Source organism: Acinetobacter sp. WC-323 (assembly GCF_000314615.1).
Taxonomy (GTDB): domain Bacteria; phylum Pseudomonadota; class Gammaproteobacteria; order Pseudomonadales; family Moraxellaceae; genus Acinetobacter; species Acinetobacter courvalinii.
Window position 1 is genome coordinate 55,256 of the sequence record NZ_AMZS01000032.1, and the last position, 14,800, is coordinate 70,055.

12 protein-coding genes are annotated in these 14,800 nt (G+C 45.8%); 11 read left to right on the forward strand and 1 reads right to left on the reverse strand.

Annotation, left to right across the window (positions count from 1 at the left end):
- Window positions 1–44: 44 nt before the first annotated feature.
- The 7 genes from murG (at window position 45) to lpxC (ending at window position 8,123) form a co-directional block, all read left to right on the forward strand.
- The gene (murG, locus tag ACINWC323_RS13720) at window positions 45–1,142 is read left to right on the forward strand and encodes an undecaprenyldiphospho-muramoylpentapeptide beta-N-acetylglucosaminyltransferase (protein WP_009510197.1); all 1,098 of its coding nucleotides are present in this window, start codon (window positions 45–47) and stop codon (window positions 1,140–1,142) included.
- Window positions 1,143–1,155: 13 nt separating this feature from the next.
- A complete protein-coding gene (murC, locus tag ACINWC323_RS13715) occupies window positions 1,156–2,601 on the forward strand; it encodes a UDP-N-acetylmuramate--L-alanine ligase (protein WP_009510142.1) in 1,446 nt (481 codons plus the stop codon).
- Window positions 2,602–2,648: 47 nt separating this feature from the next.
- Entirely contained in the window at window positions 2,649–3,575 is a 927-nt protein-coding gene (locus tag ACINWC323_RS13710; RefSeq protein WP_009510155.1) for a D-alanine--D-alanine ligase, read from the forward strand.
- Window positions 3,576–3,581: 6 nt separating this feature from the next.
- Entirely contained in the window at window positions 3,582–4,439 is an 858-nt protein-coding gene (locus ACINWC323_RS13705) for a cell division protein FtsQ/DivIB (RefSeq protein WP_009510313.1), read from the forward strand.
- A 61-nt stretch (window positions 4,440–4,500) separates the two neighbouring features.
- On the forward strand, window positions 4,501–5,763 hold the full coding sequence (ftsA, locus tag ACINWC323_RS13700) for a cell division protein FtsA (protein ID WP_005227908.1): 1,263 nt from the start codon (window positions 4,501–4,503) through the stop codon (window positions 5,761–5,763).
- A 164-nt stretch (window positions 5,764–5,927) separates the two neighbouring features.
- The gene (gene ftsZ / locus ACINWC323_RS13695; RefSeq protein WP_005227906.1) at window positions 5,928–7,109 is read left to right on the forward strand and encodes a cell division protein FtsZ; all 1,182 of its coding nucleotides are present in this window, start codon (window positions 5,928–5,930) and stop codon (window positions 7,107–7,109) included.
- A 111-nt stretch (window positions 7,110–7,220) separates the two neighbouring features.
- A complete protein-coding gene (lpxC, locus tag ACINWC323_RS13690) occupies window positions 7,221–8,123 on the forward strand; it encodes a UDP-3-O-acyl-N-acetylglucosamine deacetylase (RefSeq protein ID WP_005282399.1) in 903 nt (300 codons plus the stop codon).
- Between the two features lie 98 nt (window positions 8,124–8,221).
- On the opposite strand, the gene ACINWC323_RS13685 is transcribed toward lpxC, so the two are convergent.
- Entirely contained in the window at window positions 8,222–8,662 is a 441-nt protein-coding gene (locus ACINWC323_RS13685; protein WP_005227903.1) for a DciA family protein, read from the reverse strand.
- A gap of 105 nt (window positions 8,663–8,767) precedes the next feature.
- Between ACINWC323_RS13685 and ACINWC323_RS13680 the strand changes: the two genes are divergently transcribed.
- From ACINWC323_RS13680 to ACINWC323_RS13665, 4 genes are all read left to right on the forward strand, one after another.
- On the forward strand, window positions 8,768–9,472 hold the full coding sequence (locus ACINWC323_RS13680; RefSeq protein WP_009510127.1) for a M23 family metallopeptidase: 705 nt from the start codon (window positions 8,768–8,770) through the stop codon (window positions 9,470–9,472).
- Between the two features lie 205 nt (window positions 9,473–9,677).
- Window positions 9,678–12,395, forward strand: coding sequence for a pyruvate dehydrogenase (acetyl-transferring), homodimeric type (gene aceE / locus ACINWC323_RS13675; RefSeq protein ID WP_005282403.1), 2,718 nt, complete (start codon window positions 9,678–9,680; stop codon window positions 12,393–12,395).
- A gap of 2 nt (window positions 12,396–12,397) precedes the next feature.
- Window positions 12,398–14,365 (forward strand): 2-oxo acid dehydrogenase subunit E2, encoded by a 1,968-nt coding sequence (locus ACINWC323_RS13670; RefSeq protein ID WP_009510101.1) that lies wholly within the window; start codon window positions 12,398–12,400, stop codon window positions 14,363–14,365.
- A 136-nt stretch (window positions 14,366–14,501) separates the two neighbouring features.
- Window positions 14,502–14,789, forward strand: a complete 288-nt coding sequence (locus tag ACINWC323_RS13665; protein ID WP_009510183.1) for a hypothetical protein — start codon at window positions 14,502–14,504, stop codon at window positions 14,787–14,789.
- The last annotated feature ends 11 nt before the right edge of the window (window positions 14,790–14,800 follow it).

A 14,800-nucleotide genomic window follows, 5' to 3' on the forward strand; every position in this document is an offset into this window, starting at 1 on the left:
AAAACAATAGACGATAACCTTTTTTTGAGTTGAAGAATTAAACCGTGACCAATTCACCCCAGAACAAACCCAAACATGTCATGATGATGGCCGCTGGTACAGGTGGACATGTTTTTCCTGCGCTTGCTGTTGCCAAACAACTGCAACAAGAGGGCTGTCAGGTCTCTTGGTTGGCGACCCCGACAGGAATGGAAAACCGGTTACTTAAAGATCAAAATATTCCAATTTATCAGATCGATATTCAAGGCGTGCGCGGTAATGGCCTGATCCGTAAACTCAGTGCACCATTTAAAATTTTAAAAGCAACCTTAAGCGCCATGCGCTACATGAAGCAGCTGAAAATTGATGCTGTCGCGGGTTTTGGCGGTTATGTCGCCGGGCCAGGTGGCTTGGCTGCACGGTTGCTGGGTATTCCTATTTTGATCCATGAACAGAATGCGATTGCAGGCTTTACCAATACTCAACTGGCGCGTATCGCCACAACCGTATGTCAGGCTTTTCCAGAGACATTCCCAAGTAGTGATAAAGTGGTGACCACAGGCAATCCTGTGCGTGCTGAAATCACTGCGATTCTGAATCCGTCATGGCGTTACCAAACCCGTGAACAGCAACAATTGCCATTGAATATTTTAATTGTGGGCGGTTCATTGGGGGCGCAAGCGTTAAATGAGCGTTTGCCGGAAGCATTAAAAAAGGTCAGTGTACCGCTGAATGTATTTCATCAATGTGGTCAAAATAAGCAGGATGCGACGCGTGCCCTCTATCAAGGTGCAGCTGAGCATTTAAAGGTTCAGGTTGAGCCGTTTATTCATGATATGGCCAAAGCCTATAGCGAGGCTGATTTAATTATTTGTCGTGCCGGTGCTTTAACGGTAACTGAAGTCGCAACCGCAGGTCTGGCAGCGGTTTTTGTTCCTTTACCGATTGCGGTGGATGATCACCAGACTGCAAATGCCAAATTTTTGGCAAATGCAGGCGCTGCAAAGATTTGCCAGCAAACAGAAATGACCCCTGCTGTTTTAGATGAGTTATTTGCCAGCTTGCTCAATCGCCAGCTCCTCTCTGAAATGGCAGTTAAAGCACGTCAACAAGCACAACCGGATGCGACGCAGCATGTGGTTGATCTGATTAAAAAATTGTAATTCGAGTTTATCTATGTCTCCTACAAATCCAAACCAAGCCAAAAAGCTGATTAAAGTGCCAGAAATGCGCCGTATTAAAAATATCCACTTTGTTGGTATTGGGGGTGCGGGGATGTGTGGTATCGCCGAGGTATTGAGCAACCAGGGTTATAAAATTTCGGGCTCGGATATCAAAGCCTCAAAAACCACGGCTCAACTCGAAGCCAACGGCATTAAGGTGTTTATCGGCCACTCGGCAGACAATATTAAAAATGCCAATGTGCTGGTGGTGTCGACAGCAATTGATCCTGAAAATCCAGAGATTAAAGCTGCAATTGAACAACGTACCCCGATTGTGCGCCGTGCAGAAATGTTGGGTGAGTTGATGCGTTACCGTCATGGTATTGCGGTTGCGGGAACGCATGGTAAAACTACAACCACAAGTTTATTGACCACCATGCTGGCGGAAGAAAATCTCGATCCAACCTATGTGATCGGTGGTTTGCTGAACAGTACCGGGGTTAATGCAGCCTTGGGCGAAAGCCGCTTTATCGTGGCGGAAGCAGATGAGTCGGATGCTTCATTCCTGTATTTACAGCCGATGGCCGCGATTGTGACCAATATCGATGCAGATCACATGGACACTTATGAAGGCAGCTTCGATAAGTTAAAAGATACCTTTATCCAGTTCCTGCATAACCTGCCATTTTACGGCTTGGCTGTGGTCTGTGGCGATGATGCCAATATTCGTGAGATTTTACCGCGTGTCGGTCGTCCGCTCTTAACTTACGGTTTTGACGAAGGTAACGATATCCGTGCCATTGATGTGGCGCAGGAAGGCATGCGTTCGCACTTTACCGTATTACGTAAAGACCGTGAGCCATTACGTGTCACCATTAATCAGCCAGGCTTGCATAATGTCCTAAATGCGCTTGCTGCGATTGGTGTGGCAACCGATGAAGGCGTTTCTGATGGTGCGATTTGCCGTGCCTTGGAAGGCTTTAGTGGTGTGGGTCGTCGCTTCCAGGTTCAAGGTGAATATGAAGTGGGCGAGGGCATGGTGAAGTTGGTGGATGATTATGGCCACCATCCAAAAGAAGTTGAGGCAACCATTAAGGCTGCCCGTGCCAGCCATCCGGACCGCCGTTTGGTGATGTTGTTCCAGCCGCACCGTTTTAGCCGTACTCGTGACTGTTTTGATGACTTCGTAGATGTGTTGTCCCAAGTTGATCAATTACTCTTGTTAGAAGTTTACCCGGCAGGCGAAAAACCGATTGTGGGTGCGGATAGCCGTGCCTTGGCACGTAGTATTCGTCTGCGTGGCGAAGTGGAACCGATTCTGGTTGATCCAGTGGAAGGGAATTTACCAGGTGTTTTACAAAAAGTGTTACAAGCTAATGACCTGTTATTAACACAAGGCGCGGGTAACGTGGGTGCAATTTCGGTAGAATTGGCCCAGCATCGTTTGTATGCCCAATAATTTTGTGTTTTGAATATTAAAAGTTTTACAGTTTTAAGGATATAAACGTGTCAAATGCTGCGAAATTCGGCAAAGTTGCTGTGTTATTTGGTGGGAAATCGGCTGAGCGTGCGGTGTCATTAGACAGCGGTCAAGCCGTTTTAGACGCATTGTTGCGTTCGGGTGTGCAGGCAGAAGCATTTGATCCGCAAGATCGTAGTGTGACTGAACTGGTCGGTTACGATCGTGCTTTTATCGTATTGCATGGTCGTGGCGGTGAAGATGGCCAGATTCAAGGCGTATTGGAATGGTTGAATATTCCGTATACCGGGACTGGCGTGCAAGGTTCTGCTATTGGTATGGACAAAGTCAAAACCAAGCAGATCTGGCAAGGTAGCGATTTACCGACTGCGCCTTACCGCATTATTACCAAAGATACCGATCTTGAACCTGTAATTGCTGAATTGGGCTTGCCTGTGATTATCAAGCCAGTACATGAAGGCTCGAGTGTTGGCATGAGCAAGGTTGAAAAAGCCGAAGACTTTGCCGCTGCGATCGAAAAAGCGACCCAGCATGATGCAGTGGTGATGGCTGAAAAATGGATTACAGGTCGTGAATTCACGATTTCATTCCTGAACGGTCAGCCGTTGCCGGTGATTCGTTTACAACCACCCGCAGATGTTGCTTTTTATGACTATGAAGCAAAATATCAGCGTAATGATGTGGAATATGGTATTCCTTGCGGTCTCAGCGAGTCAGAAGAGAAAAGTCTACAGGCATTGTGTTTACGTGCTTTCCAGGCCGTGGGTGCAGAAGGCTGGGGCCGTATTGATGCGATGCAGGATGAACAGGGTCATTTCTGGTTATTGGAAGTCAATACTGTTCCAGGCATGACCAGTCATTCTCTGGTACCAAAAGCAGCGCAAGCCGTTGGTTATAATTTCGATCAGCTCTGTGTTGCGATTTTAGAGCAAACTTTAGCACAGTCGGCTTAATTATTTATGGCTCAACTTCCTGCATCTATGCGTCGCAAAACGCGACCAGCCATTAGCTCGATTCACGAGAAACCGCCTTCGCCTAAACAAAAGATGGTGAATGCGGGCGGCTGGGCATTACTTGTTATTGCATTCGCTGTACTGGCATTAGGTCTGTTTGGCTTATATAAAGTCATGACCGATGCCAAAGTTGCAGAGTTGCAGGTGGTGGGCACCAATTCTGAAGTTGAAAATCAGCAATTGATTAAATACCTGAATCCTGTCATTAAAGATAATTATTTCACTTCGGATTTAGAACAGATTCGGGATCAGGCATTAAAGGTTTCTTGGGTGGACCGTGTGGTGGTATCACGAGCTTGGCCAAATGCAATTCGGGTGCGGGTGATGCCGCGTCATGCGATTGCACGTTGGGGAACAGGGCGTTTGCTGAGTGATAATGGTGAGGTGTTTAGTGAAGCGGTTCCGCAAGCACATCCAAATTTGCCACTGTTACATGGGCCAGCCAGCCAATCCAAAATGATGATGCGTCGCTATAATGAAATTAACCAGTTATTTCATCCAGCGAATTTAAGATTAAAAGAACTGTATTTAACTGAGCGCATGACCTGGTTTATGCAGTTTGATTCGGGTTTACGGATTATCGTGGATCAGGATCAAACCATGAACAAGCTGCAGCGCTTAAGCCATTTGGCACAGACAGATCTAAAACCTGCATGGTCTAAAATCACGGCAATTGATCTGCGTTACCGCAATGGCCTGGCCATTCAATGGAAAAACGCAGCTCCGCCGAAGATTGTGAATGGTCAGTTAGTTGTAACGATTGATGACACAAGCCTTGCAGGGGCAATTCAGGCAAAGCCATAATACGTGGCTTAAAATAAAGGGCAGTGGTCCTAAACAACACTAAAGATATGGTATTGAAGTAATGAGTGAAGCTGTTCCCTCAGTTGTTGCGATTGATATTGGGACCCATAAAGTCTCAGTCTTGATTGGTAAGGTCCATGCACCGGATAAGATCCAGGTCATTGGCATGGCAACTGCTCGCAACCGAGGCATGGTTAAAGGCAAGATTGTCAGCTTGGACAAGGTCATTGCTGCGATTAAAAATGCAGTATCCGAAGCAGAGGATATGGCAGAGTGCCGTATTCATAGCGCATGGGTGTCTATTCCGAGTACTGAATTACAAAGTTTTTATGCATCAGGCCGTACCCCTGTCGCCAACCACGATCATATTATTACGACAAATGAAGTGGTGCGTGCGCTGGAGTTGGCCAAAGCCAGTCATGTTTCACCGGATTATTATCTGGCCAGCGCTGTGCCATTGGGCTTTGAGCTCGGTGATTCGGCTGAGTGGGTGCAGAATCCGGTTAATATGTCTGCACATAGCATGACAGGCCATTATCAGTTGATGATGATGCCGATCAGCACCATGCAAAACCTGGATCGTGCCATGAAAGGGGCCAATATCGGGGTGGAGAAAATGGTGGTGTCTTGCTTGGCAACGGCTGAGGCAAGTCTGCTCAAAGATGAAAAAGAATATGGGGTTTGTCTGGTCGATATTGGCGCAGGCATTACCAATATTGCAGTGTATCTGGATGGTCGATTGGCACTCGCACGGACCTTGCCACGTGGTGGTGAGAATGTCACCCGTGATATTGCAGCTGTTTTACAAACCACCACTGAAGAAGCGGAACGCATCAAGATTTTACATGGTTGCGTCGATCTGAGTGTGGTGAAACCAGACCATATGATTCAGGTGCAAGGTATTGATGGTACACAAACCATCAGTCGTATTGAGCTTGCAGAAATCATTATTGCGCGTTATGAAGAAATTTTTGCTTCAATTCGTGAAGAACTGGAGCATAGCGGGGCGATTCATGGTTTGTATCATGGTGTGGTGCTGACCGGAGATGCCTGTCAAATTGAAGGCATGGTGAATCTGGCGCGTCGTACGCTCGGTGTGTCTGCGCATCTGGGCAATCCGCCACTGCAAGTATATGCGGAGGATCAGCACTTACCAGCATTGCGTCGTTCAATGTATGCTACTGCAGCAGGTTTGTTGATGTTTAGCCAGAGTGATTTGCAGGATACAGTCGAAGAACCAGAAGAGGCCAGCGATCGTAGTTTTGTTGATCGGGTTGCCAATGGTTGGAATGCATTAAATAGCAAATTAAAGGCCATTTTTTAAGTTGTAGTTATTTTTGGGAAAATTTGTTAGGAAGTTGTTCTAAATCTGCCACTGTACTTGACAATCTGGTGATTATTGAACAGCATCCTAAACATCAGTTGTTTAAAAATCAGGGCAGTAACGGGCTGAAGTAACTGCCATTAATATTAGGAAATCTAAAGGTCATGGCCTCATTTGAATTTATAGAAGATGAACTAGACAATGGCAACGGTCAAGCCCGTTTCACAGTATTTGGTGTGGGTGGTGGCGGTGGTAATGCCGTGCAACACATGGCCCAGTCGGATATTCAAGGTGTCAAGTTTGTTTGTGCCAATACAGATAAACAGGCACTGGACAGCATGAACGCGCCATTCAAAATTCAATTGGGTGAACAAAGTACGCGTGGTTTAGGCGCGGGTGCGAATCCGGAAGTGGGTCAAATTGCAGCTGAAGAAAGCCGTGATGTGATCCGTCAGCACCTTGAAGGTACTGATATGGTCTTCGTTACTGCCGGTATGGGTGGTGGTACCGGTACAGGTGCTGCACCAGTTGTTGCTGAAGTTGCCAAAGAAATGGGTATCCTGACCGTTGGTGTGGTAACCACCCCATTTAACTTTGAAGGCCGTCGCCGTCAAAAGTCTGCTGAAAAAGGCATTGATGCTTTAGAAGCACATGTTGATTCACTGATTATCATTCCGAACCAGCGCTTACTCAGCGTCTATGGCGATATCTCAATGAAAGATGCCTATAAAAAGGCAGATGATGTATTGTTGAACGCAGTTCGCAGTATTTTTGACCTTGTGGTCAATCGTGGTCATATTAACCTCGACTTCGCCGACTTGAAAACAGCGATGAGTACGCGTGGTTATGCCATGATGGGTGCTGGTTTAGGTCGTGGTGAAGATCGTGCCCGTCAGGCAGCTGAACAGGCGATCCGTAGCCCATTGCTTGATAATGTGAATATTATCAATGCGAAAGGTGTGTTGATCAACATCACCGGTGGTGATGATATTACCTTACGTGAAACCGAGATCATTACCGATGTGGTGAACCAGATTGTTGACCTGGATGAAGGTGAAATCTTCTACGGTACAGTATTCGATCCGGATGCGCGTGATGAACTTCGCGTTACCGTTATCGCGACTGGCTTGACCCGTAATGCCAGTGAAGTGGACCAGAAACGACGGACTGCTGCTTCGCATGTAAGTTCTGCTCAAGTGGCACAACAACCGGTTGATGAAGATGACGTTCCAGCGATTAGTAAACGAGCAAATGTAGACGCTCCAGCAAGTGCTACCGCAAGTTCTACGCCACGTTCATCGCCAATGAGCATTCAAGACTATCTGAAAAATCAGCAACGTAAATAATAAAATCAGTTATTTAGAGAAAGGAGGCAATCAATTGCCTCCTTTTTTATTTTTTTAAAATGGCAAAATATGCTAAGTTATATCGGTTTTTGCAAATGAAGTTGGTATGGCATGTTGAAACAACGTACTCTCAAGCGTGTGGTGAAAGCGAGCGGGATTGGTTTGCACAGTGGTCAAAAGGTGCTGATCAATTTTGTTCCACACCATATTGACGGAGGTATTGTCTTTCGCCGTATCGACTTAAATCCCCCTGTGGATATTCCGGCCAATGCCTTGCTGATTCAAGAAGCATTTATGTGTTCGAATCTGGTGCGTGAGGACATCAAAGTGGGCACCATTGAGCATGTCATGAGTGCGATTGCTGGATTGGGAATCGATAACCTGATTGTTGAAGTGTCTGCTTCTGAAGTGCCGATCATGGATGGCAGTGCAGGACCTTTTATCTATCTGCTCATGCAGGGTGAGCTGGCAGAGCAAGATGCGCCAAAGAAGTTTATCCGCATTTTAAAGCCCGTCGAAGCTTTAATTGATGACAAAAAAGCGATTTTCACGCCCCATTCGGGCTTTCAGCTTAACTTTACCATTGATTTTGATCATCCCGCCTTTGCCAAAGAATACCAGTCAGCGACCATTGATTTTTCAACAGAAACCTTTGTCTATGAAGTGAGCGAAGCCCGAACTTTTGGTTTCATGAAGGATCTGGATTATCTCAAAGCCAATAATCTGGCCTTGGGTGCAAGCCTGGAAAATGCCATTGGTGTCGATGATACCGGTGTGGTCAATGAGGAAGGCTTGCGTTTCGCCGACGAGTTTGTGCGACACAAGATTTTAGATGCAGTCGGTGACTTATATTTGCTTGGTCACCAGATTATTGCCAAGTTTGATGGCTATAAGTCGGGTCACGCGCTGAACAATCAGTTATTACGCAATGTTCAAAATGATCCAAGCAGCTATGAAATTGTAACATTTAATAACGAGAATGATTGTCCAATTCCTTATGTGAGTGTAACATAAGTCATTGTCTTTTATTAGCTATGTTATATTATAACAAATGAATCTGAGAATTTTGTCACAAAATATAATGATGTATTTCGATACTGAATGTATGAAGTTTACTTTTTATTGCTTGCCAAACGTAGTAGAGCTTGGCTAAGCTTAGGGTCGCTCACATATTCAGCGGCGCTACGCAATTGCTCTTGGGTCTCTGATGTAAGTGCTTTTGTTGGGGGAGAGGGTTCACGAGAGACAACTGTTTTGTTTCTTAAACGAACTTGAATTTTTCGTAATTCCTTGAGTCCTTCGAGCTGAGCTAACTGCGCAACATAGTTGCTTTGTAAATAGCTGAGTTGACTAATCATGGCCTGATTTTCACCAGTAATGATCAAAACACCATGTTGATAACAAACAACTTGCCATTGCTCTGGTTGGGGCAATAACGGTTGAATAATTTTCGTAAGTTGTTTCCATTGCGTAACTTGCGTTGTCAAAAACGTTAAGTTTCCAGTTTTTATGTGTTGTCCTTTCTGTTGGAAAACGTTGTTAGGCTCAGACATAGAACTTCCTCGGAGGTAATGTGTCCATCTTAAGCGTTTGGTTCAGCTGTTATCAAGGAAGAGATGATAAAGGAACGTTTGAAGGACGGTTTCAAGAGGTTTTTTATGCATCATACGCGTCGTATTTTACTCGCATTTTCATTGGCTGCTTCAGCTGCTTCGGTTGCTTTTGCAGACTACCAGAATATTGGTCAGTCAACAGGTGATGACCGTCTAGAGCAATTATCAAAGACTCTCGCTCAAGGTTCTTATACTCATTCTGCAGATATGGATCTACCTGCTATTTCGAATGTGTCAGTTAAATTACGTGAAAAAACCATTGAATTGAACAATGCAACGATCGAAAAGAAATACGGTCGTTCCGCAGTTTCATCTCAAGATAATGCGCCTTCTTCGTTCTCTGCAAATACCGGTTATTCTTGGTTGGTCAGTCATCCATTACAGGAAGGTCGCGTGAGTTCTTCTTGGGGAACACGTACTTTACTCGGTTCAACCCGCCATCATTCAGGGGTTGATCTGGCTGCACCTTCAGGCACACCGATTTATTCAACAGGCCCTGGTGTTGTGACCAAATCAGGCTGGGGCACGGGTTATGGTCAATATGTTGAAATTGATCATGGCAATGGTTATATCACTCGCTATGCCCATGCATCACGTTTAATCGTGAACGCAGGCGATCGTGTTAGCGCAGGTGAGCATATTGCCAATGTTGGCTGTACTGGTCGTTGTACTGGTCCGCATTTACATTTTGAAGTTGTGAAAGATGGACAGCGTAAAAACCCTTCAACTTACCTCGCAATGTTGCCTTAATGTAATTTGTTAACAGTTGTATATAAATGTTAATTGAAAATCGCCTTTATTGGCGATTTTTTATGTGTTTTGTTTCAGTTCGGTCAATGACTATTTTGTCAGAAAATAATATAGCGTTTCCCATTCAGCTAGGGCCATACCCCTTATAAAGCAAAACATGATAAAAATAGGGTCGACAAATAACTTAAGGGAAAAGGTGAATTGTATGGCGTTTTATGGCGACTCTGACGCGCAAGAAACCCAAGAATGGCAAGAAGCATTTGATTCTGTATTACAACACATGGGCACGGAACGAGCTGCTTTCTTACTAGAAAAACTCTATCAACGGGCAATTGCGAAACATGTGCCAATCCAGCGCTTAAATACACCTTACCTCAACACCATCTCAGTTGATGAACAACCTGCAATGCCAGGTGATCAGGATATGGAGCGCCGTATCCGCGCTTTGATCCGCTGGAATGCTTTGGCAATGGTATTACGTGCGAACAAGACTGGGGATGATCTGGGTGGTCACCTTGCAAGTTTCGCATCGTCTGCAACCTTGTATGATGTTGGTTTCAACCATTTCTTCCGTGCTGCCTCGAACAACTTTGGCGGCGACATGATTTATTACCAAGGTCACTGTGCCCCAGGTATCTATGCGCGTTCTTTCCTTGAAGGGCGTTTAAATGAAGAGCAGCTCAGTAATTTCCGCCGTGAAGTGGGCGGTAACGGTTTACCTAGCTATCCACATCCCTATTTAATGCCAGACTACTGGCAGTTCCCGACCGTATCAATGGGTCTTGGTCCGATCATGTCGATCTATCAGGCACATATTCAGAAATATCTGATGAATCGTGGCCTGATCAAAGAAGAAGACCGTAAAGTCTGGGCATATCTAGGCGATGGTGAGATGGATGAGCCAGAAAGTACAGGTGCAATTTCACTGGCAGGTCGTGAAAAGCTTGATAACCTGATTTGGGTGGTGAACTGTAATTTGCAGCGTCTAGATGGTCCGGTACGTGGTAACGGTAAAATCATTCAAGAATTAGAATCGTTATTCCGTGGTGCGGGCTGGCGTGTGATTAAGGTGGTCTGGGGCCGTCATTGGGATCCGCTCCTTGCTAAAGACAAGTCTGGTGCTTTAAAAGCTGTGATGGATGAAACCGTTGATGGTGAATACCAACGCTATCAAGTCAAAGGCGGTGCATATACACGTGAGAAATTCTTTGGCAAGTATCCAGAAGCTGCGGAACTGGTCAAAGATTTAAGCGATGAAGACATCGACAATCTTAACCGTGGTGGTCATGACCCGTACAAAGTTTTTGCTGCCTATGCCGAAGCAATGAAAGCCAAAGGTCAACCAACCGTTATTCTTGCGAAAACGGTTAAAGGCTATGGTTTGTCTGAAGAAATTGAAGCGGTGAACAAAACTCACCAAATCAAGAAAATGCAGATCGACTCTTTGAAATATGTACGTGACCGTTTCAACCTGCCATTTACAGATGATAAGTTAGAAGAGCTGCCATTCTATCGCCCAAGTGAAAACTCTCCAGAAATGAAGTACATGAAGGCGCGTCGTGAGGCATTAGGCGGTTACCTACCTGCACGTCGTAAAGAGAGTGAAACTTTAGCGATTCCTGAATTATCAGTATTTGATGCGGTATTAAATGGTTCTGGTGGTAAAGAGCAATCGACCACGATGTTGATGGTGCGTTTAATTGCTGCTTTACTGAAAGAAAAAGCTATTAAAGACCGCGTCGTGCCAATCGTTCCAGATGAAGCACGTACATTTGGTCTGGAAGGGATGTTCCGTCAGCTCGGTATTTATGCCGCTCACGGTCAAAAATATACCCCAGAAGACCAAGAACAGTTAATGCATTACCGTGAAGCAAGTGACGGTCACATGCTGCAAGAAGGGATTAACGAAGCGGGTGCGATGAGCGCTTGGGCTGCGTTGGCAACCAGTTATTCAACCAATAACTTGCCAATGATTCCAATGTACATGTACTACTCAATGTTTGGTTTCCAGCGTATTGGCGACATTGCATGGGCTGCGGGTGACGCACAGGCACAAGGTTTCTTGTTGGGCGCGACTGCTGGTCGTACCACATTGAACGGTGAAGGTTTACAGCACCAGGATGGTCATTCACATATCTTGGCAAACACGATTCCAAACTGCGTATCTTATGATCCATGTTTTGGTTATGAACTGGCTGTGATCGTTCATGACGGTTTACAACGTATGTATGTCAACCAAGAGCGTGTGTTCTATTACTTAACCGTAATGAATGAAAACTACGAGCATCCTGCAATGCCAGAAGGCGCTGAGGAAGGCATTAAACGTGGTATGTACCTGTTCGAAAAAGATGACAAAGCTACGGTTCAATTAATGGGCTCAGGTGTCATTCTGCGTGAAGTGATTAAAGCTGCGAAAATCTTACGTGATGAATACCAGATTCATTCAAACGTTTGGAGTGTCACCAGCTTCAATGAGTTGTCACGTGACGGTATGGCATGTGAAGAATACAACCGTTTACACCCACTGGCTGAAGAAGTGAAAGAGTCTTGGGTATCGAAACAGTTACGTGGTACCGAAGGTATTGTTGTTTCTGCGACAGACCATATGCGTGCGTATAGCGAACAAATCCGTGCCTATCTTCCAGATGGTCGTCCATTTGTTGCATTAGGTACAGATGGTTACGGTCGTTCAGATACACGCGCGAACTTACGTAGTTTCTTTGGTGTTGATGCTGCACATATCGTTGTTGCGACGTTGAAAAAACTCGCTGACGAAGGTGAAGTTGATGCGCGTTTGGTGAAAGATGCCATTTCTAACTTTGAGTTAGATACAGATCGTCCAGTTGCATGGGCGCCACAAGCGCATCCGGAAGTTCAGGCTGTTGCTGAATACAATGAAACACAAACAGGTGAGGGGAAATAATCATGCAAATCCAAGCACCTGATATTGGCGTAGATAAAGCGCTCGTTGCAGAAATCCTGGTCAAAGTAGGCGACCATGTTGCAGTTGACGATAGTCTTCTGGTGTTAGAATCAGATAAGGCAACGGTTGAAGTGCCAAGCACGGCAGCTGGTATTGTAAAAAGTATTCTGGTTCAACAGGGCGATGAAGTTACTGAGGGCGTCGCATTGATCGAACTAGAGTCGGAATCTGCTGCGGAAGCACCTGCGAACGAAGCACCGAAAGCGGAAGCGCCAAAAGCAGAACCAAAACCTGTCGAAGCTGAAACAAAAGCACAGCCCGCTGCTGCTCCAACAGCAACAGCAAGCCAGGTTGTGGATGTCAAAGTTCCAGATATTGGTGTAGAAAAAGCCTTGGTCGCAGAGGTGCTGGTCAAAGTCGGTGACCAGATTGAACCGGAACAAAGTATTGTTGTGGTTGAATCGGACAAGGCGACGGTAGAAGTACCAAGCTCGGTTGCGGGGATTGTAGAAGCGATCCAGATCAAAGAAGGCGACAGCATCAAAGAAGGTGTGATCTTAATTCAGGTGAAGACAGCTGCTCATGCAGCATCGGAACCGGAACCGCAAGCTGCCCCAGCTCAAGCAGAAGCGCCAGTCACAACGACTGAAGCACCAGCTGCAAGCAATACCTCAACAGGTAATGTTGAAATTGAAGTGCCTGATCTGGGTGTAGAAAAAGCACTGGTTTCAGAAATTCTGGTCAATGTTGGCGATCGTGTTGAAGCTCAACAAAGCCTATGTGTGGTTGAGTCAGATAAGGCGTCGGTTGAAGTGCCAAGCTCGGTTGCAGGGATTGTGAAAGCAATTCATGTCTCTGCCAATCAAGAAGTACGTCAAGGCGTGGCTTTGGCAACGATTGAGGTGAGCGGTCAGGCTGCTGCTCCAGCAGAAGCGAAAGCTCAACCTGCCGCAGCACCTGCGACTCCAGCAGCACCAGCAAAACCACAGACAACAGCGACCGTAGCACCGAATGCGCCAGCGCAAGCAGAAAAGCTGACCAAAGAACAAGAAGCTGAAAATGCGAAGGTTTATGCAGGTCCTGCGGTGCGTAAACTGGCACGTGAATTAGGCGTGATTCTGGGTCAGGTGAAGGCTTCAGGTGAACATGGCCGTGTAATGAAAGACGATGTTTTTGCTTATGTAAAAGCGCGTCTCACTACAGCTCAGGCAGCGCCTGCTGCGCAAGCAGCGCCAGTAGCGTCGGGCTTACCGAAGTTGCCAGACTTTAGTGCCTTTGGTGGCGGTGAAGTGAAAGCCATGACGCGTTTACAGCAAGTGTCTGTACCGCAATTGTCATTGAATAACTTTATCCCGCAAGTCACACAGTTTGATTTGGCCGATATCACCGAGCTTGAAGCGTGGCGTGGCGAGCTGAAAGACGGCTTTAAAAAGCAGGGTCTGAGCTTAACCATTTTGGCCTTTATTGCCAAAGCAGTCGCACACTTGCTGAAAGAAGAGCCTTATTTTGCTGGCCATCTGGTGGATGATCAGAAGTCAGTATTGTTACGTAACGAAATCCATATGGGTATTGCGGTTGCGACCCCAGATGGCTTGACTGTTCCAGTACTGCGTAATCCTGACCAGAAATCAATTAAGCAAATCGCGACTGAACTGGCTGAACTGAGCCAGAAAGCACGTGACCGCAAATTGTCGCCGAAAGATTTACAAGGTGCCAACTTTACCATTACCAGCTTAGGCAGTATTGGTGGAACCGCATTTACGCCGTTGGTGAACTGGCCACAAGTTGCGATTTTAGGTATTTCACCTGCAACCATGCAACCGGTATGGAATGGTAAAGACTTTGATCCACGTTTGATGTTGCCATTGTCATTGTCTTATGACCATCGTGTCATTAACGGTGCGGATGCAGCACGCTTTACCAATAAGCTGACCAAGTTACTCAAAGACATTCGTAGCTTATTACTGTAATCGTTTTTGAATCTAGAAGACCTCGCATCAGCGGGGTTTTCTATTTTTAAGGTGACAAAAATATGGCTTTATTTGAGAATACTTTTGCCTAAAATAAATTGGTATTGATAACGATTTTTTGGATCAAGGAGTAAGGATGTTAGTGATTTATCGGATGATGCTACCCTTATTACTCATCGTTTTTGTATTAATGGGCTTATGGGTGAGTTTCTTGCATTTCCCTTGGGATTGGGTCATGTACGCCGTTATGGGGCTGGAAGTGCTGGTGGCGACCGTGGTGATGGCAATCGAGTATCAGGCACAGCATGTCGGTGGTGCAAGTGGCTGGGGTAGTTCTGGTTTTCTCGGTCTTAGTACCTGTCTGGCATTTGTTCTGGGGCTGGCCCGTCTCTTGGTCTGGAGTTACCAAAAATTTTGGGCTTAAGCATTCAAAAG

Coding starts and splice junctions, on each gene's coding strand:
- murC (WP_009510142.1), top strand. CDS start 1,156: ATGTCTCCTACAAATCCAAACCAAGCCAAAAAGCTGATTAAAGTGCCA.
- ACINWC323_RS13705 (WP_009510313.1), top strand. CDS start 3,582: ATGGCTCAACTTCCTGCATCTATGCGTCGCAAAACGCGACCAGCCATT.
- ftsA (WP_005227908.1), top strand. CDS start 4,501: ATGAGTGAAGCTGTTCCCTCAGTTGTTGCGATTGATATTGGGACCCAT.
- ftsZ (WP_005227906.1), top strand. CDS start 5,928: ATGGCCTCATTTGAATTTATAGAAGATGAACTAGACAATGGCAACGGT.
- lpxC (WP_005282399.1), top strand. CDS start 7,221: ATGTTGAAACAACGTACTCTCAAGCGTGTGGTGAAAGCGAGCGGGATT.
- ACINWC323_RS13685 (WP_005227903.1), bottom strand. CDS start 8,662: ATGTCTGAGCCTAACAACGTTTTCCAACAGAAAGGACAACACATAAAA.
- ACINWC323_RS13680 (WP_009510127.1), top strand. CDS start 8,768: ATGCATCATACGCGTCGTATTTTACTCGCATTTTCATTGGCTGCTTCA.
- aceE (WP_005282403.1), top strand. CDS start 9,678: ATGGCGTTTTATGGCGACTCTGACGCGCAAGAAACCCAAGAATGGCAA.
- ACINWC323_RS13670 (WP_009510101.1), top strand. CDS start 12,398: ATGCAAATCCAAGCACCTGATATTGGCGTAGATAAAGCGCTCGTTGCA.
- ACINWC323_RS13665 (WP_009510183.1), top strand. CDS start 14,502: ATGTTAGTGATTTATCGGATGATGCTACCCTTATTACTCATCGTTTTT.